Source organism: Pseudomonas sp. NPDC012596 (assembly GCF_042902325.1).
GTDB lineage: Bacteria > Pseudomonadota > Gammaproteobacteria > Pseudomonadales > Pseudomonadaceae > Aquipseudomonas.
On the sequence record NZ_JBIBEB010000011.1, the window covers coordinates 49295 to 66379 of the forward strand.

General features: G+C 61.6%; 16 protein-coding genes, 3 tRNA genes and 1 pseudogene. 7 read left to right on the forward strand and 13 right to left on the reverse strand.

Translation table 11 applies throughout. From position 1 onward, the window contains the following. Positions 1–55 precede the first annotated feature (55 nt). The 3 genes from ACFY68_RS14805 to ACFY68_RS14815 all read left to right on the forward strand — a co-directional run bounded on the left by ACFY68_RS14805 (position 56) and on the right by ACFY68_RS14815 (position 2033). Entirely contained in the window at positions 56–766 is a 711-nt protein-coding gene (locus ACFY68_RS14805; protein ID WP_387528526.1) for a tRNA-uridine aminocarboxypropyltransferase, read from the forward strand. A gap of 180 nt (positions 767–946) precedes the next feature. Next, complete coding sequence (gene erdR / locus ACFY68_RS14810; RefSeq protein WP_346611759.1) at positions 947–1597, forward strand: response regulator transcription factor ErdR; 651 nt, start codon at positions 947–949, stop codon at positions 1595–1597. A gap of 73 nt (positions 1598–1670) precedes the next feature. Continuing rightward, positions 1671–2033, forward strand: coding sequence for a diacylglycerol kinase (locus tag ACFY68_RS14815; RefSeq protein WP_008094698.1), 363 nt, complete (start codon positions 1671–1673; stop codon positions 2031–2033). Here ACFY68_RS14815 and finR read toward each other — a convergent pair. Continuing rightward, positions 2030–2956 carry a LysR family transcriptional regulator FinR gene (gene finR / locus ACFY68_RS14820; protein WP_346611758.1) on the reverse strand — a complete coding sequence of 309 codons (927 nt, stop codon included), beginning with the start codon at positions 2954–2956 and terminating at the stop codon, positions 2030–2032. The two genes, ACFY68_RS14815 and finR, sit on opposite strands and share 4 nt — an antisense overlap. Before the next feature lie 117 nt (positions 2957–3073). On the opposite strand from finR, the gene fpr reads away from it, so the two are divergent. Beyond that, positions 3074–3853 carry a ferredoxin-NADP reductase gene (gene fpr, locus ACFY68_RS14825; protein ID WP_167069020.1) on the forward strand — a complete coding sequence of 260 codons (780 nt, stop codon included), beginning with the start codon at positions 3074–3076 and terminating at the stop codon, positions 3851–3853. A gap of 65 nt (positions 3854–3918) precedes the next feature. Here the strand turns inward: fpr and tsaA are convergent, their stop codons facing one another. From tsaA to rimO, 5 genes are all read right to left on the reverse strand, one after another. Beyond that, on the reverse strand, positions 3919–4611 hold the full coding sequence (gene tsaA, locus ACFY68_RS14830) for a tRNA (N6-threonylcarbamoyladenosine(37)-N6)-methyltransferase TrmO (RefSeq protein ID WP_387528532.1): 693 nt from the start codon (positions 4609–4611) through the stop codon (positions 3919–3921). Between the two features lie 6 nt (positions 4612–4617). Further along, positions 4618–5079 (reverse strand): DUF1456 family protein, encoded by a 462-nt coding sequence (locus ACFY68_RS14835; protein ID WP_387528535.1) that lies wholly within the window; start codon positions 5077–5079, stop codon positions 4618–4620. Positions 5080–5126: 47 nt separating this feature from the next. After that, positions 5127–5837, reverse strand: coding sequence for an rRNA pseudouridine synthase (locus ACFY68_RS14840; RefSeq protein WP_387528538.1), 711 nt, complete (start codon positions 5835–5837; stop codon positions 5127–5129). A gap of 121 nt (positions 5838–5958) precedes the next feature. Continuing rightward, entirely contained in the window at positions 5959–6408 is a 450-nt protein-coding gene (locus tag ACFY68_RS14845; RefSeq protein WP_387528541.1) for a GNAT family N-acetyltransferase, read from the reverse strand. Between the two features lie 138 nt (positions 6409–6546). Next, complete coding sequence (gene rimO / locus ACFY68_RS14850; RefSeq protein ID WP_387528544.1) at positions 6547–7878, reverse strand: 30S ribosomal protein S12 methylthiotransferase RimO; 1332 nt, start codon at positions 7876–7878, stop codon at positions 6547–6549. A gap of 151 nt (positions 7879–8029) precedes the next feature. On the opposite strand from rimO, the pseudogene ACFY68_RS14855 reads away from it, so the two are divergent. Continuing rightward, positions 8030–8167: pseudogene (locus ACFY68_RS14855) on the forward strand (DNA adenine methylase); the annotation flags it as partial. A gap of 73 nt (positions 8168–8240) precedes the next feature. On the opposite strand, the gene ACFY68_RS14860 reads toward ACFY68_RS14855, so the two are convergent. Together ACFY68_RS14860 and ACFY68_RS14865 are read right to left on the reverse strand one after the other, a co-directional pair. Continuing rightward, on the reverse strand, positions 8241–8528 hold the full coding sequence (locus ACFY68_RS14860) for a helix-turn-helix domain-containing protein (RefSeq protein WP_346611752.1): 288 nt from the start codon (positions 8526–8528) through the stop codon (positions 8241–8243). Further along, complete coding sequence (locus ACFY68_RS14865) at positions 8528–8842, reverse strand: hypothetical protein (protein WP_387528548.1); 315 nt, start codon at positions 8840–8842, stop codon at positions 8528–8530. Before ACFY68_RS14865 ends, ACFY68_RS14860 begins: the two co-directional genes overlap by 1 nt. Before the next feature lie 340 nt (positions 8843–9182). Between ACFY68_RS14865 and ACFY68_RS14870 the strand changes: the two genes are divergently transcribed. Further along, a complete protein-coding gene (locus ACFY68_RS14870; protein ID WP_387528551.1) occupies positions 9183–11081 on the forward strand; it encodes a potassium transporter Kup in 1899 nt (632 codons plus the stop codon). Positions 11082–11117: 36 nt separating this feature from the next. Here the strand turns inward: ACFY68_RS14870 and ACFY68_RS14875 are convergent, their stop codons facing one another. The 5 genes from ACFY68_RS14875 to ACFY68_RS14895 all read right to left on the reverse strand — a co-directional run bounded on the left by ACFY68_RS14875 (position 11118) and on the right by ACFY68_RS14895 (position 15802). Then, complete coding sequence (locus tag ACFY68_RS14875) at positions 11118–12410, reverse strand: virulence factor family protein (RefSeq protein ID WP_387528553.1); 1293 nt, start codon at positions 12408–12410, stop codon at positions 11118–11120. Continuing rightward, complete coding sequence (mprF, locus tag ACFY68_RS14880) at positions 12410–15052, reverse strand: bifunctional lysylphosphatidylglycerol flippase/synthetase MprF (RefSeq protein ID WP_387528556.1); 2643 nt, start codon at positions 15050–15052, stop codon at positions 12410–12412. The genes ACFY68_RS14875 and mprF overlap by 1 nt, the downstream gene beginning before the upstream one ends. A gap of 247 nt (positions 15053–15299) precedes the next feature. Continuing rightward, positions 15300–15376: transfer RNA gene (locus ACFY68_RS14885), tRNA-Met, on the reverse strand. 136 nt (positions 15377–15512) lie between these two features. After that, positions 15513–15589, reverse strand: a tRNA-Met gene (locus tag ACFY68_RS14890). 136 nt (positions 15590–15725) lie between these two features. Further along, a tRNA-Met gene (locus tag ACFY68_RS14895) sits at positions 15726–15802 on the reverse strand. 219 nt (positions 15803–16021) lie between these two features. Between ACFY68_RS14895 and dinB the strand changes: the two genes are divergently transcribed. Next, the gene (dinB, locus tag ACFY68_RS14900) at positions 16022–17080 is read left to right on the forward strand and encodes a DNA polymerase IV (protein ID WP_387528828.1); all 1059 of its coding nucleotides are present in this window, start codon (positions 16022–16024) and stop codon (positions 17078–17080) included. Positions 17081–17085 lie beyond the last annotated feature (5 nt).

The following is a 17085-nucleotide window of genomic DNA, read 5'->3' on the forward strand; positions in this document are numbered from 1 at the left end:
GTTTTCTCCGAGTTATCGCAGTGTCCAGTCACATCCTCTCCCGAGGCTTGCCAGCATGAGCCACGCGGTAGCGCGCTTGCGCGCCGAACGCCTGGCTCGCAGCATCAAGCCGTTCATTGCCCGTGGTTCACGCGCCGAGCGCTGCCCAGACTGTCGGGTGATCGCCACGCATTGCCTGTGCGCCTGGAAGCCCAGGGTGCAGGCAGACTCCGGTGTATGCCTGCTGATGCATGACACCGAGCCATTGAAACCGACCAACACCGGCTGGCTGATCGCCGACCTGATCGAAGACACCTCAGCGTTCGGCTGGCTGCGTACATCGGTGGACGAAGGTTTGCTGGCGCTGCTGGATGATCCGCAGTGGCAGCCGTACATCGTCTTCCCCGGTGAGTTCGTTGCGCAGGAACGGGTGGTCAGCGAAGTGGTGCGTACACCGGGCAAGCGCCCGTTGTTCATCCTGCTGGATGCCACCTGGACCGAAGCCCGCAAGATGTTCCGCAAGAGCCCCTATCTTGAGCGCTTCCCGGTATTGAGCCTGCAGGCCGAGCAGATGTCGCGCTATCGGCTGCGTCGCTCCAAACGTGACGATCACTTCTGTACCGCAGAGGTGGCTGCCATGTGCCTGGACCTCGCGGGGGACAGCCAGGCCTCTCAGGCACTGGATGCGTATCTGGACGTGTTCAGCCTGCATTACCTCAGTGGCAAACGTCGTTTGCCGTTGGATGAGCAGGATGATATCCACCAGCGTTTGCATACCTTCCTATAGTCCAAGGGGCATAAGCCCCGCTTTGGTTCATAATGACGGGGCTGGCAGCCGGAGTGCGGCGAGGCGGCAGAGCGATCGGTTTGACCAGCGCCTGCGTGCTCGCCACCCTTGGCGCCGATTCCCCGCCCGGCGCTATTACTCCTGCGCATGCGCCTGGCACAGAACAGGATCCATAGATCGATGGCCACTTACGAAGTCCTGATTGCCGATGACCACCCGCTGTTTCGCAGCGCTCTGCGCCAAGCCGTTACCCTTGGCCTGGGCCCGGATGTACGCCTGGTTGAAGTGGCGAGCATCGCCGAGCTTGAAACCCGGCTGAGCGAGAAAGCCGACTGGGACCTGGTCCTGCTGGACCTGAACATGCCAGGTGCCTACGGTTTCTCCGGGCTGGTGCTGTTGCGCGGCCAGTACCCGCAAATCCCGGTGGTGATGGTTTCGGCTCAGGAAGAAGCTGCCGTGGTGGTCAAGTCCCGCGAGTTTGGCGCCAGTGGCTTCATACCCAAGTCCAGCGGCCTCGAAGTGATTCAGGACGCGGTGAGAAAAGTGCTCGACGGTGAAGTCTGGTGGCCACCACAGGCGTTCGAGAAAGTCGATGTGTCGGCCGAGGCCAAGGCCGCCAGCGAAGGCCTCGCCAGCCTTACGCCGCAGCAGTTCCGCGTGCTGACCATGGTCTGCGAAGGCTTGCTGAACAAGCAGATCGCCTATGAACTGAGTGTCTCGGAAGCTACCATCAAGGCCCACGTGACAGCGATATTCCGCAAGCTGGGTGTGCGTACCCGCACCCAGGCGGCCTTGCTGCTGCAACAACTGGAATCGGTTGCGAGCAGCTAACTGCCTGCGCCTTCACGCTTTTTTGATGCTTTTTCAACTAGTCTGCTGGCCTTTCATCGGTAAAGTGACGCACATGTCGCCATTCAAAGGCCAGACGGGCCTCAAACGTATCTTCAACGCCGCCGGCTATTCGCTGGATGGCTTGCGCGCAGCCTTCAAGGGTGAGGCTGCCTTCCGCCAGCTGGTGCTGCTCAACGTACTGCTGATTCCGATTGCCTTCTGGCTGCCGGTCAGCCGCGCAGAGCGGGCGATCATGATTGCCGTTTGCCTGCTCGGCCTGATTGTCGAGCTGTTCAACTCGGCAGTGGAGGCAGCGATCGACCGCATCTCGCTCGAGCGCCACCCGCTGTCGAAAAACGCCAAGGACATGGGCAGCGCCGCACAGCTGGTAGCGCTGACCATGGTGGCCCTGGTTTGGGGCGTTATCCTGCTCTAGGCAATCGGTGGCAAAACGATCTCGTCACTGCGGGTAAAGCCCGCAGTGAAGTTGCGGCAGAGCTCGAGAAACTCGCGCATGGCAGAGGTCTGGTATTTCTGTTTGTGCCAGATGAAGTAGAACTGGCGCATGAGGTCCAGCTCCGGGGTCTCGACCGGCACCAGGCTGCCACGGCGGAACGCATCGCGCAGGGCCAGGCGCGAGATGCAGCCAATGCCCAGGCCCGACTCCACGGCACGCTTGATCGCTTCGGTATGCTCCAGCTCCAGGCGGATATTCAGGTTGGCGCGATGATGGCGCATGGCCTGATCGAAGGTCAGGCGCGTACCGGAGCCCTGCTCGCGCAAGATCCAGGCTTCCTGCGACAGGCTTTCGATATTGGCACGGCCCACGTTGGCCAGCGGATGCTGTGGCGCACAGAACACCACCAGCTCGTCTTCGACCCACGGCTGCACCTCCAGGTCCGGGTGGTTGCAGTCGCCCTCGATTAGACCCAGATCAATTTCGTACTGCGCCACCTGGTGCACGATATGGGCTGTGTTCTGTACATGCAGCTTTACCTGGCTCTCCGGGTGCACCTGCATGAAGCTGCCGATCAGCAAGGTGGCCAGGTAGTTGCCGATGGTCAGCGTGGCACCGACGGCCAACGAGCCGAAACCGGACTTGCCGTTGAGCAGGTCTTCGATTTCCTTGGCCTGGTCAAGCAGCGCAACTGCCTGTGGCAACAACTGATGGCCAAGCGCGTTGAGGGCCAGGCGCTTGCCCGCACGGTCGAACAGCTGGCAGCTCGACTGGCGCTCCAGTTCGGTGATGGAAGTGCTGGCGGCCGACTGCGACAGGGCCAGCAGGCTGGCGGCCCGTGAGACGCTCTGATGCTGGGCCACGGCGACGAAGACCTGGAGCTGGCGGAGTGTGAATCGCATATCGATATAACCGATAACACATATCTTGATAATTCAGTTAACAGATATTGTCGCTGCCCCTAAACTATTGCGCAACTGTGCGCTTTGCGCGCTGCGTTTTCTTCAGGAGCCCCATCGATGAGCAACATGAACCACGAACGTGTCCTCAGTGTGCATCACTGGAACGACACCCTGTTCAGCTTCAAGTGCACCCGCGACCCGGGCCTGCGCTTCGAGAACGGTCAGTTCGTGATGATCGGCCTGCAGCAGGAAAGCGGCCGTCCGCTCATGCGCGCCTATTCCATCGCTTCGCCGAACTGGGAAGAGCATCTGGAGTTCTTCAGCATCAAGGTGCCGGACGGCCCGCTGACTTCCCAGCTGCAGCACCTGAAGGAAGGCGACGAGATCATCATCAGCAAGAAGCCTACCGGTACTTTGGTGCTCGATGACCTGAACCCTGGCAAGCACCTGTACCTGCTGAGCACCGGCACTGGCCTGGCGCCGTTCATGAGCGTCATTCAGGACCCGGAAACCTACGAGCGTTTCGAGAAGGTGATCCTGGTACACGGCGTGCGCTACGTGAACGAAGTGGCCTACCGCGAGTTCATCACCGAGCACCTGCCGCAGAACGAATTCTTCGGTGAGGCGGTACGTGACAAGCTGATCTACTACCCGACAGTGACCCGCGAACCGTTCGAGAACCAGGGCCGCCTGACCGACCTGATGCGCAGCGGCAAGCTGTTCAGCGACATCGGCCTGCCACCTATCAACCCGCAGGACGACCGCGCCATGATCTGCGGCAGCCCGAGCATGCTCGACGAGACCAGCGAAGTGCTCGACAGCTTCGGCCTGAAGGTTTCTGCGCGGATGCGCGAGCCAGGTGACTACCTGATCGAGCGCGCTTTCGTCGAGAAGTAACGCCAGCGCTGAAAAAAAACGCAGACCCAGGTCTGCGTTTTTTTATGCCTGCAGCTTATGCGCTGTCAGTCGCCCACAACCTCAAGCACCCGAATCACATCCGGTTGCGGGTAATGCCACCTGACCTGTACGTCCCAGAACTTCACCCCATATACACGCTCCGCTGGCGGCACTTGGTAGGCAGGCCGCGGATCCTGTGCCAGGCACTGCTCGATCAGCTCCACCAGCGGCTCGCCCAGGCGCAACGCATGCTCGTGGGCCTGCGGCAGCGCGCTGTCCGCCCATTGCACGGCGATCGCCTCAGGGGCTTCGCTGGCCATCAGGTTGCTGGCCCCGGCGATGCTATCGGCGTAGGGCACATAGGGCTTGATATCCAGCACCGGCGTGCCGTCGAGCAGATCGATCCCGGACAACAGCAGCCGCCCCGGTTCAACGCCCTCGAGCCGGACCACCGACTGGCCGATGCCGTTTGGCCGGTGGGTGGCACGCGTGGCGAACACGCCCATGCTCTTGTTGCCGCCCAGGCGCGGCGGGCGCACCTTCAGGCGTGGTTTGTCTTCCAGTGCCTGGTGGAACAGGAACAGCAGCCAGACATGGCTGACCTGCTCCAGGCCTGCCACCGCATCACCCTGGTCGAACGGTGGCAGTAGTTCCAATACACCACGGGCCGCCGGCGCCAGCTGGGGCTGGCGCGGTATGGCGAACTTCTCCTTGAAGCAGGAGCGCACGATGCCGACAGGCGAAACCGTATGCTGCATGGTCACTCAGCCGCGCACGCGCAGGGTCAGGCCCTTGAGGAAGTTGCGCAGCAACTGGTCGCCGCAGGGGCGGTAGTTGTCGTGGCCGACCTTGCGGAACAGCGCGCTGAGCTCGGGCTTGGACACCGGGAAGTTGACCGACTTGAGGATTGCATGCAGGTCGTCTTCCTTGAGCTCGAAGGCCACGCGCAGCTTCTTGAGCACGGTGTTGTTGGTCACCGGCAGCTCGACCGGCTGTGGCGGACGGCTGTCATCCTTGCCGCGGCGGTGGGTGACCAGGCCGTCCAGAAAGTGCGCCATGACCCGCTCGGGGCAGCGCACAAAACCGGGCTCGTCTTCTTTCTTCAGGTAGGTGGCGAGCACCACCGGGTTTACCTCCAGGCCCGACAGCGCGATGATTTCGGCCATCTTGGCGTCGTTCACCTTGAGCATGTAGCGCAGGCTGCGCAGGACATCATTGTGGTTCATTGCTGCAAAATCCTGTTCAGAAGCCACGCAACGGCGTGGCGCATTGCTTAGAAACGTTCAGTGCCGGCCAGGTAACGCCACTGGCCCACAGGCAGCTTGCCCATGGATACCCCACCCAGGCGAATACGGCGCATGCTGAGCACTTCCAGGCGCAGGTAAGCGCATATCTCGGAAATCTGCCCGGGTTGTGGGTTTTTCAAGGCCAGGCGCAGGTGGGTTTCGTTCTGCCAGCTGGCCTTGGCCTTGGGCAGCTCCCGGTCGTTGCGCGTCGCCCCGCGTGCCAGGCGCTCCAGCGCCTGTGGGGTGGTCTCGCCGCGAACTTCGATGATGTATTCCTGCTCCAGCTTGCGCAGATCGGCCTCGATCTTGCGGGTTACCTTCCAGTCCTGGGTGAATATCTGCAGGCCGCTGGCACCACGCTCCAGTGGGGCAGAGCAGGTCAGCCGGGCGAAATGCCCGTGCAGGGGCCGCACACCCTCGCGGTGCGCTTCGCTGAGGCTGGCCAGGTTCATGCTGGCGCGTGCCGTGTCGATATCGATCCCGGCCGGCTGGTTGAGCAGCAGGGTAACTGGGTCCAGCGCCTGTGCATTGGCGCCTGGCAACAGTTCCACGGTCTGGTTGTCGACCTTGAACTGAGGTTGCTCGACGACCACGCCATCGACCGTGACCCAGCCCCCTTCGATATACAGCTCGGCCTCACGGCGGGAGCAGCCGAGCTGCTCGATGAGGCGTTTGGACAGGCGGATGGGTTCGGACATGGCGGGCAATTCGCAAGGCAGGGAAAGTCTTGCATTGTACCTGCCCATGCGCAGTTGATGACGGGAATCTGTGTCAAATGCGCCATTTCGGAAGTATCGGACGGCATCCTACAGTGCGCTCCTAGCCAGCTGTAGGAACCAGCTTCATGTGAAGCAATGGGTAAGGCTGCCCCAAACCGTCGGTTTCCGAGCGGCCGATGACTTCGAAACCTTCGTGCAGATAGAAACCCAAGGCTTGGGGATTTTGCTCATTGACGTCGAGGCGTTCGGCATTCAGCTCGCTGATGGCGTAGCGCAGCAAGCGCTTGCCGACGCCTTGGCCACGGTACTGCGGGGCAACGAACAGCATGTCCACGCGGCCGTTGGCGACACCGGCGAAGCCGCAGATGCGCTGGCCATGCCTGCAGCAGACCAGCATGACGGCGTCGAGGTACTTGCCCAGAACATGTTCACGCAGCAGCGTGATATAGGCGTCGGGCAGGAAATCGTGGGTCGCGCGCACCGAGTCTTCCCAGACCTGGGCTAGTTCGGGGTAGTCGCTCAGGTGGGGTGTTTGCAGCATCAAGTGCATGCCGGTGTTCCTCGTTGGCCGTTGAGGAAACCATAGATGCAAAAAAAGGCCCCGCCAGTGGGGCGTAATGCTGTTCACTCAATAAAGCTGGGGCCGCAAAGCGGCCCTGGCGTTCCTAAGTGAACAGGTGCGCAGCCTTTAGACTGGCTCGGCCCACATGTCGTACTCATCGGCATCGACGACACGGCAGCGGACCTTGTCACCCGGCTTGAAGCCGTGGTCGCCATCGATGAACACGCTGCCGTCGATTTCCGGCGCATCGAAGAAGCTGCGGCCCACCGAGCCTTGCTCTTCGACTTCGTCGATCAGCACTTCGATTTCCTTGCCGATGCGTAGCTGCAGGCGTGCACTGCTGATGGCCTGCTGGTGGGCCATGAAGCGGTCCCAGCGCGCCTGCTTGACGTCATCCGGTACTTCTTCAAGGCCAAGGTCGTTGGCCGGGGCGCCTTCGACCGGCGAGTACTGGAAGCAGCCGACGCGGTCGAGCTGGGCTTCGGTCAACCAGTCCAGCAGGTACTGGAAGTCTTCTTCGGTTTCGCCCGGGAAACCGACGATGAAGGTCGAGCGGATCACCAGTTCCGGGCACTGTTCGCGCCAGTTCTTGATGCGCGCCAGGGTACGGTCTTCGAAGGCTGGGCGCTTCATCGACTTGAGCACTTTGGGGCTGGCGTGCTGGAACGGGATGTCCAGGTACGGCAGGATCTTGCCGGCGGCCATCAGCGGGATCACGTCGTCGACATTCGGGTAGGGGTATACGTAGTGCAGGCGTACCCAGGCACCCAGGCTGCTCAGCGCCTCGCACAGCTCGAGCATGCGGGTCTTGACCGGGCGGCCATTCCAGAAATCGGTCTTGTACTTGACGTCGACGCCGTAGGCGCTGGTGTCCTGGGAAATCACCAGGATCTCCTTGACGCCAGCCTTGACCAGGCGCTCGGCCTCGCTCAGCACTTCACCGACCGGGCGGCTGACCAGCTTGCCGCGCATCGACGGGATGATGCAGAAACTGCAGCTGTGGTTGCAGCCTTCGGAAATCTTCAGGTAGGCGTAGTGGCGCGGCGTCAGCTTGACGCCTTGCGGCGGCACCAGGTCGATCAGCGGGTTGTGGTCCTGGCGCGGTGGCACCACTTCGTGCACGGCATTGACTACCTGCTCGTACTGCTGCGGGCCGGTGACCGACAGCACGCTGGGGTGCACATCACGGATGCTGCCTTCTTCGACGCCCATGCAGCCGGTGACGATGACCTTGCCGTTTTCCTTGATCGCTTCGCCGATGACTTCCAGCGACTCGGCCTTGGCACTGTCGATGAAGCCGCAGGTGTTGACCACCACCACGTCGGCGTCCTCGTAGGTGGGCACGACTTCATAACCTTCCATGCGCAGCTGGGTCAGAATGCGCTCGGAATCGACCAGGGCTTTGGGGCAACCCAGGCTTACGAATCCTACCTTGGGGGTGGCGGGCGTGGTGGACATGACTAACCTCGGTATTGAATGCAGGCCGCCCGGGCGGAAACGGGGGCGGTCTTGACGGGCGCTTTTTGGCGCCTCTGATCAAAAAGTGCGCAATTCTAGCGAGCGCGAGGTCGCTTGACTAGCAGAAATGCGACGAACGCTGCTGGACCCCTTTAACTGCGACCTGGTCACCCTCTTGCGCGTTGTCCTGAATCATCTTGAGGAGTTTGTGATGCAGTTCAAATGGACACTCAGCTCTCGCCAGGTTGCTGCATGGCAAAAGATGGATCGCCCAGAGACGCTAACCGACAAGGTGGGAAAAGGTCAGTCTCCTATCGGAACTCCGTGCATAAAAAAGCCCGCTATTGCGGGCTTTTGTGCACTCAGCTCAAGGCTGCAAGTACATGCTCAGGATCGTTATGGATTGCACGGAGCAAGGCACGAGCTGGTCCCTCAGGTTCGCGACGGCCTTGTTCCCAATTTCGTAAAGTGCCTACTGCGACATCAATTCGTTTGGCGAACATCGCCTGGGAGAGGCCAGTGGCTTGACGAATTTTTTTGACTTGAACTGCGTCCACGTGGAATTCACGCGAAGGCTGACGCTCCCCGCGATCGATCTCATCCATCTGAGTCATGCTTTCCACAAGACGATCGAAGAGATTCTTTTCCATTATTTCCACCCTTTGTTTAGTGCGCGAAGCTGCGCTTTCTGACTATTTGTCAAGGTATCCCTGATTCCCTTGCGATAGATCAGAATCAAACGGATCTGGTGGGCTGCAGTGACGTGGTAGTAGATCACTCGCACACCCCCACTCTTGCCCTTGCCCTTGGCCGCCCAGCGAACTTTTCTGAGGCCGCCGGTTTCCTCTATGAGAGAGCCGGCTTCCGGATGCTCAGCCAGATAGGCCTGTAAAGCCCGGTATTCTTCATCATCCAGATGCTCCTTGAGATCGGAGGTGAATACTGGAGTTTCGATGAAGATCATGCAGTCCCTGTTGTGCGTCATTGGCGTAGTTGGATGATAGGGGGTTCATCTACGATGTTCAAGGTAGCGCTTGTGTCAGCATGTGATTTTTCTTGATCAGGGGACGAGCGGCATAGGAAAAACGCAGGTCGCCCCGGGCTTAAACGGGTGCGGTGTCAACGGGCGGTTTTTGGCGCAGCTGATCAACAATTGCGCAATTCCTGCGAGCGCAAGGTCGCTTGACTAGCAGAAATGCGACGAACGCTGCGCTATGCTTCGCGCCGTTGCGTCCGGGTATCTGCGATGCCCCGGCGCTGAGGTGAATTCTATCGGCCTTAGTGGCCGTTTGCGGGAGTGGTCGATGGTTCAGGCAAGCAGTCACGCCGAAGGCGGGCATGGGGCGGCAAAGTCGCTGAGCCTGCTGGTGGCAGCTGTTGGGGTGGTCTATGGCGATATCGGTACCAGCCCGTTGTATACCCTCAAGGAAGTCTTTACCGGCGGTTATGGGGTGCCGGTCAACCATGATGGCGTGCTGGGGATCCTGTCGCTGATCCTCTGGTCGCTGTTGTGGGTGGTGTCGTTCAAGTACGTGATGTTCATCCTGCGCGCCGACAACCAGGGCGAGGGCGGCACCATGGCGCTCACGGCCCTGGCGCGACGGGCCACTGCGGCTTACCCACGGTTGCGCACGCTGATGGTCATCTGCGGCCTGATCGGCGCCTCGTTGTTCTACGGCGACAGCATGATCACACCGGCGGTGTCGGTATTGTCGGCGGTGGAGGGCATGGGCCTGGCGTTCGACGGTATCGACCATTGGGTGGTGCCGATATCGCTGGTGGTGCTGGTGGCGCTGTTTCTGGTGCAGAAGCACGGCACCGAAAAGATCGGCAAGCTGTTCGGCCCGATCATGGTCACCTGGTTCGTGGTGCTGGGCGCGCTGGGGGTGCATGGCATCTCGCAGACCCCGGAAGTGCTCAAGGCATTCAACCCGGGCTGGGCGGTGAACTTCTTCATCGTCCATCCGGGCATGGGCGTGGCGATTCTGGGCGCGGTGGTGCTGGCGTTGACGGGTGCCGAGGCGCTGTATGCCGACATGGGGCACTTCGGCCGCAAGCCGATAGCCCGTGCCTGGTTCGCCCTGGTGTTGCCGGCGCTGGTGCTCAACTATTTCGGCCAGGGCGCAATGCTGCTGCAAAACCCTGAGGCCGCGCGCAATCCCTTCTACCTGCTGGCGCCGAGCTGGGCGCTGTTGCCGCTGGTGGGGCTGGCGACCATGGCCACGGTGATTGCATCGCAGGCGGTGATTTCAGGTGCCTTTTCCCTGACGCGCCAGGCCATCCAGCTCGGTTATATTCCGCGTATGCAGATCCAGCACACCTCCAGTGATGAACAGGGGCAGATCTACATCGGGGCGGTGAACTGGACGCTGATGGTCGGTGTGGTGCTGCTGGTGATCGGTTTCGAGTCATCCGGTGCGCTGGCTGCGGCCTACGGCGTGGCGGTGACCGGCACCATGTTGATGACCACCATTCTGGTATCGGTGGTGATGCTGCTGCTGTGGAAGTGGCCGCCGGTGCTTGCGGTGCCGATTCTGCTGGGCTTCCTGTTTGTCGACGGGCTGTTCTTCGCCGCCAACGTGCCGAAGATCGTACAGGGCGGTGCCTTCCCGGTGCTTGCAGGCGGCGTGCTGTTCCTGCTGATGAGCACCTGGAAGCGCGGCAAGCAGATCCTCGTAGAGCGTATAGATGAGGGTGGTTTGCCACTGCCGGTGTTCATCAGCAGCATCCGTGTCCAGCCACCGCACCGGGTTGAAGGGACCGCCGTGTTCCTCACTGCGCGCCCGGATGCGGTGCCGCATGCGCTGTTGCACAACATGCTGCATAACCAGGTGCTGCACAGCCAGGTGGTGCTGCTGACGGTGGTGAGTGAGGATCGGCCACGGGTGCCGGACCAGGAGCGCTTTGAAGTGGAGGCCTATGGTGATGGCTTCTTCCGCGTGCTGCTGCACTTTGGCTTCATGGATGAGCCGGATGTGCCGGCGGCGCTCAAGCTGTGCCACCTGGACGCGCTGGATTTCAGCCCGATGCGTACGACCTACTTCCTGAGCCGTGAAACCGTGATCGCGTCGCGCCTGGAAGGGATGTCACGCTGGCGCGGCAACCTGTTCGCGTTCTTGCTGAAGAATGCCAACGGTAACCTGCGCTTCTTCAACCTGCCGCTCAACCGGGTAATCGAGCTGGGAACACAGGTCGAGATCTGAGTGAAAAAGGGGCCGCTATGCGGCCCCTGGTTTGTCTCAGTTCTGCTCTGCCACGCTGGACTTGCCCTGGCGTGTCTCGATCTCGCCAATCAACCGCTTGGCAAGTGCCGGGTAGTTCTCGTCAAAGTGGTGCCCGCCTGGCAGCTTCAGGCGCTCACCGACCGCGGTATGGTCGGTGCAACCGCTTTCATCGGTTTCTTCCACGCCGTACACGCACACCACCTTGGCCGCAGGCAGCTTGGCCATTTCTGGCCCGGTAGGCGCTTCCTGGCCTTCTTTGCCCAGCCAGCCCTCGACTTCGATTTCAAAGCTGCCACTGCGGGCGAAGGCCAGCAGCATTACGGCATCGATGCGCTGCTGGTCTTCGGCCGGCAGGCGGTTGTAGATGGCCGGGAGCACATCGGCACCAAACGAATAGCCGGTTAGCACAAAGCGCTTGGTGCCCCATTTCTGGCGGTAGTGCTGCATCAGTTCTGACAGGTCGGCGGCACTTTGCTCAGGCGTCTTGTGCTGCCAGTAGTAACGCAGGGTGTCGATACCTACGACCGGGTAACCGAGCTTGGCCATTTCACCGGCAACGTCACGGTCCAGGTCGCGCCAGCCGCCATCGCCCGAGAGGAACAGGGTGACGGTATCGGTGGTCTGCCCGGCTGGCACTTCCACCACCGGAATCGCCAGGGCGTTGCCGTCGCGGCCCACCAGGGCTTGGGTCAACTGAGACTTGAGCACTTGCGGCAGGTGGATGTCGTAGTCGCTGATGCTGGTTTCGGCGTTGGCCTGGTCGCGTACGAATGCCGCGCTGGCGTCATCCGGGTTGTCGTTCCAGGCGACGTTCCAGTGGCCATGGGCGGCGGTCTTCGGCAGGGCGACGGTGCAGCCGGGCTGCTCCACGTTGAAATCGACGGAAATGGCGCGGGCCTTGTCGTCGGTCTGTGTGGCCAGCCAGCGCCAGGCTTGGGCGGCACCCGGGCCGATGCCGGCCACCAGCGTCGGTCTCTCGGCCAGTTGCGCCAATGCCTGGTCCATTGCCTGCTGCTGCTTGCTGCAGTCGCCTGGCGGCAGGATGACCTGCACCAGCTGTGCCTCACCGGCCTGGCTCAGGTCCAGCAGTTGCTTGTCGGTCAAGGCCTGGTCCTGGGGGACGCCAATGGCGACCCGAGCCTTGGCATGCACGCCGGGGCTGACGCGGGTGATGCTGGTGTCGTTGAGGGTCAGTTGTTCCAGGCGTGCCTCGGGGGCCGGGCGGGTCCACAACCAGAAGCCTGCCGCTCCAGCCACGGCAGCCAGGAGCAGAGGTATCAATACGTACAGCCAATAGCGTCGGATCATCAACGTTTCACCAATCCAGTCAGGCCGCCTGCAATCAGGGCGGCGGTGTCGGCCAGTGCAACCAGCGGGTCGAGCCCGGCCGGCACGGCCATGTAACGAGGTTCCCAGTCCGGCTGGAACTTGTCCTTGAAGCGCCGCAGGCCCTGGAAGTTATAGAGCTGTTCGCCGCGGCGGAACACCATCGAGCCCAGGCGCTGGGTCAACGGTGCACCGCGCCGCGGTTGCAGGCCGGAAAGCGGCACCATCCCCAGGCTGAAGCGGCTGTAGTCGTGGCTTTTGTAATGCAGGATCAGGCCGATCATCATGAATTCCATGGTCAGCTTCGGAGCCTCGGGGTGGGCGCGCATCAGGTCGAGGCTGGCCAGTTCGTTGCCGTGGGTTTCCAGCAGGTTGGCAAACGCCACCGGCCGGCCCTGGAAGCGAATCAGGGCGATGCGAAAGTGCTGCAAGTACTCGGGGCTGAAGCGGCCCAGCGAGAAGCCTTTTTCGCGCACGTTCTTGCCGCCCAGCCAGGCATCGGAAATTTCCTTGAGCTCGGCCAGCGGGGCCTGGCCGGGCTCGTGGATTTCCAGGCTCAGGCCATCGCGACCGCCACGGTTCCAGGTATAGCGCAGGTCTTTCATCTCCTTGCCCTTGGCTTCGATGTCGAAGCGGCGCAAATCGACCCGGGCTTCCTCACCGAGCTTGAGTGCGGTCAGGCCGATGTCCATATAAAACGGCAAGTTCTCCGCGCGCACCTGGTAGAACACCGGGCGGGCGTGGTGCAAGTCGCACAGGTCGCGGAACTGCCAGATCATCTCGGCGCGTTCCTGGGCCGGGCCGATCGGGTCGTACAGCGCCACCAGGCTGCGGCCGCGGCGGGCGTACATGAGGAAGGCGTTGTCGTTGGGGTGGAACAGCAGGGCTTTGTCACCGGTCAGTGCCAGGCCGCCGTCGGGCTGTTCGGACGCCAGCAGGATACGGTTGGCGCGCTGCAGTTCGTCATCGTCAGGCAGGTGGATGACTGGCCGGGCGGTGCGCAGCAGCCAGGTCAGGGCGACGATCACCAGCAGTACTGCGCTGCCCATGGCCGCACGCAGGCCCCGCGGGGCATCGGCGTCGAGGGTGAACTGCCACCACAGCTGATGGCTGTACGGAACGTCCTGGTAGGCGAACAGCAGCAGCCATACCGACGCGCCGACCACGCACGCGCTGGCCACCAGGTACACCGGTGAGAACGGCAGCTCCAGCAGCCGGCTTGGGCGGTAGAACGAGCGGCGGAAGAGGGCGAGCAGGGCAGCAGTGAAGATCAGCAGGCTGGCCTCTTCCCAGTCGAAGCCTTTGAGCAGTGACAGCAATGCGCCCACCAGCAGCAAAACAGTAGTCAGTAGCCAGGCTGCGGAGAGGCGACGGCGCAAGCCTTGGGCCAGCAACAGGCACAACACGCCAATCAGGCTGGCGCCGAAGTGCGAGGCGTCGATCAGGCGGTGTGGCACCAGAAAGCCCATGTGCTCCAGGCGGGTGTCGATTTCCGGGGTGGCGCCCGAGAACAGCAGCACGACCCCCGAGAGAAACACCAAAATCGCCAGGACCGGGGCGGCTAGCCCCGATGCGGCTTTCAGTGCCTGTTGCGCGAACAGCAGACGCCTCGCTTCGTTGGCCAGCAACAGCACGCAGGCTACCAGCAGCGGCAGGACCACATAGATCAAGCGATACAGCAGCAACGCGGCGGCCAGCGGTGCAGCGCCGAGCTGGTCGGCGAAAGCGGCAAGCAGGATTGCCTCGAATACCCCGACACCGCCGGGCACATGGCTGAGCACGCCCGCGGCCAGGGCCAGCAGGTAGACCAGAACAAACGCACCGAACGGTGGGGCTTCTGGCAGTAGCAGGTAGAGCACGGTGGCGGCGGCGGCTACGTCCAGTGCGGTGATGGCCAGTTGCAGTGCAGTCAGGCGCGCGCCGGGCAGGCGCAAGGTGCGGCGACCTATTTGTACCAGCAGGCTGTCGGCCAGTGGCTGTTCTGCCAGGCGGCGGCGGTACAGCCCGACCACCAGCACGGCAGTCAGAGCCAGTACGGCAATGGCGATACCGCCCAATACGGGCGCGGGCAGGCGCAAGGCCACAGATGCGGCCGGCAGGTTGCTCAAGGTTGCCAACGCGGCGAGCGGGGGCAGGGCGCAACCCAGGGACAGGCTGGCGAATACCGTCATGCGCGCGACTTCGGCGGCGCCCAGCCCTTGGCGGGCGTACAGGCGATAACGCACCGAGCCGCCAGAGAGCATCGACAGACCAATCGCGTTACCGATGGCGAACGCGCTGAAGCCGCCGAGCAGCAAGGTGCGCGCAGGGAGCTTAACGGCGGCATAGCGGCTGGCCGACCATTCATAACCGAGCAGGATCACGAACCCGATGACCGTGGCCAGCAAGGCACCGAACAGGGACTGCCGTGGCACGCTGAGCATGGCATCGTGCAAGGCGTAGATGTCCAGCTCGCTGAGCAAATGGCGGCAGGCGATCAGTGCCATGGCGAACAACACCAAGGTCACGCCGAGCCCGATCGGTTGCCGATACCGGCTTAGCCGCTCCAGCCAGGGCAAACGCTGCGCAGCCGCAGGCAACGCCGAGGCAAGGGGCGCTTGGGGTTCTGGGTTATGGGAGGTCATGGGTTACCCCGGGCATTCAGCGCGAGGTAGGGGGAAGGTGCGGCCAAGTGAAAGTCCCTTTGGAAACGTATCCAGATATTACTCCGGGCAACGTTACTTTCAGTCGTCCGGCAGGGTTAAAGATAGTTCATCCAAAGGAGAGCATCTCAAGCCCGGGGGTTGCCGACTGCAGAAGGGATTTTTCAGGTGACGAAAAGCAACAAACCCCGCGCTGCTGTTACACAGGCGGGGTTTGTTCTGACGAATATGGTTGCGGGAGCCGGATTTGAACCGACGACCTTCGGGTTATGAGCCCGACGAGCTACCAGACTGCTCCATCCCGCGTCAGAGGGGCGCATTCTACAGCTTTGAACTTGGCGGTCAAGTACTAAATGTTGTTCGGCCACGTTTTTCTTCGGTTCGTACTTTTTCGAGGCCAAAGAAAAAGGCCACTGCGTTAACAGTGGCCTTTTCTCGAATCTGGTTGCGGGAGCCGGATTTGAACCGACGACCTTCGGGTTATGAGCCCGACGAGCTACCAGGCTGCTCCATCCCGCGCCTGTGGAATCGAATTCTACAGCTTAAGCGCCGAGTGTCAACTGTTAGTTATTGATTTAACGAAACTTTTTGCGGAGTGCCTTTTTTCAGGGCAAAGAAAAAGGCCACTGCGTTAACAGTGGCCTTTTCTCGAATCTGGTTGCGGGAGCCGGATTTGAACCGACGACCTTCGGGTTATGAGCCCGACGAGCTACCAAGCTGCTCCATCCCGCGCCTGTGAGATCGAATTCTACGGATTTTCTTCCCTGTGTCAAGCTTTTCATTCAAAAAACCTTTTTCCTTCAAACCCTTAGCGGTTGATCAAGGCAGGCAGCTCAGCTGTGGCGGGGCTTTCAGGCCAATTGTCGTACAGTACAAGTGGGTGGCTGTCTCCGTGTGGGAGCATGCGTTACTATCTGTATGAATTTACAGTGCTCACGGCCATCCATGTCATTGCGCAAGATCATCCACATCGACTGCGATTGCTTTTACGCCGCGATCGAGATGCGTGACGACCCGCGCCTGGCCGGCAGGCCGATGGCGGTGGGTGGCTCGCCGGATCATCGCGGGGTGATCGCTACCTGCAATTATGAAGCGCGGGCCTACGGCGTGCGGTCGGCCATGTCTTCCCGGCACGCGCTCAAACTTTGCCCAGACTTGTTGATCGTCAAACCGCGCTTTGAGGCCTACCGTGAAGCCTCGCGTGAGATCCACGGCATTTTCCGAGACTACACCGAGTTGATCGAGCCCCTATCGCTCGATGAAGCCTACCTCGACGTGAGTGATAGCCAATGGTTTGCCGGCAGCGCTACGCGCATCGCCGAGGATATTCGCCGGCGAGTTGCCCGAACCCTGCACATCACGGTGTCGGCTGGGGTGGCGCCGAACAAGTTCCTGGCCAAGATTGCCAGTGACTGGCGCAAACCCAATGGGATTTTCGTGATTACCCCAGACCAGGTAGAGGCCTTTGTGGCTGCTTTGCCCGTCGCCAGGCTGCACGGTGTGGGCAAGGTGACTGCAGACAAGCTCGCCCGGCTGGGTATCGTGACCTGCCTGGACTTGCGAGACTGGTCGCGGTTGGCGCTGGTGCGCGAGTTCGGCAGTTTTGGCGAGCGCCTGTGGGGGCTGGCGCGGGGTGTCGACGAGCGGGCGGTGCACAATGACAGCCGCAGGCAGTCGGTCAGCGTGGAGAACACCTACGACACGGACCTGCCCGACCTGGCCAGTTGCCTGGAGCGTTTACCTGAGTTGCTGAGTAGCCTGAATGAACGCATCGGCCGCATGGACAGCAGTTACCGACCGGACAAACCCTTCGTCAAGGTCAAGTTCCATGATTTCAGCCAGACCACGCTTGAGCAGGCAGGGGCGGGCAGAGACCTGGAAAGCTATCGGCAATTGATGAAGCAGGCGTTTGCCCGGGGTGGCAAACCGGTGCGCTTGCTGGGGGTGGGGGTGAGGTTGCGGGATTTGCGCGGGGCGCACGAGCAACTGGAATTGTTTGCCGATAAATAAAAAGG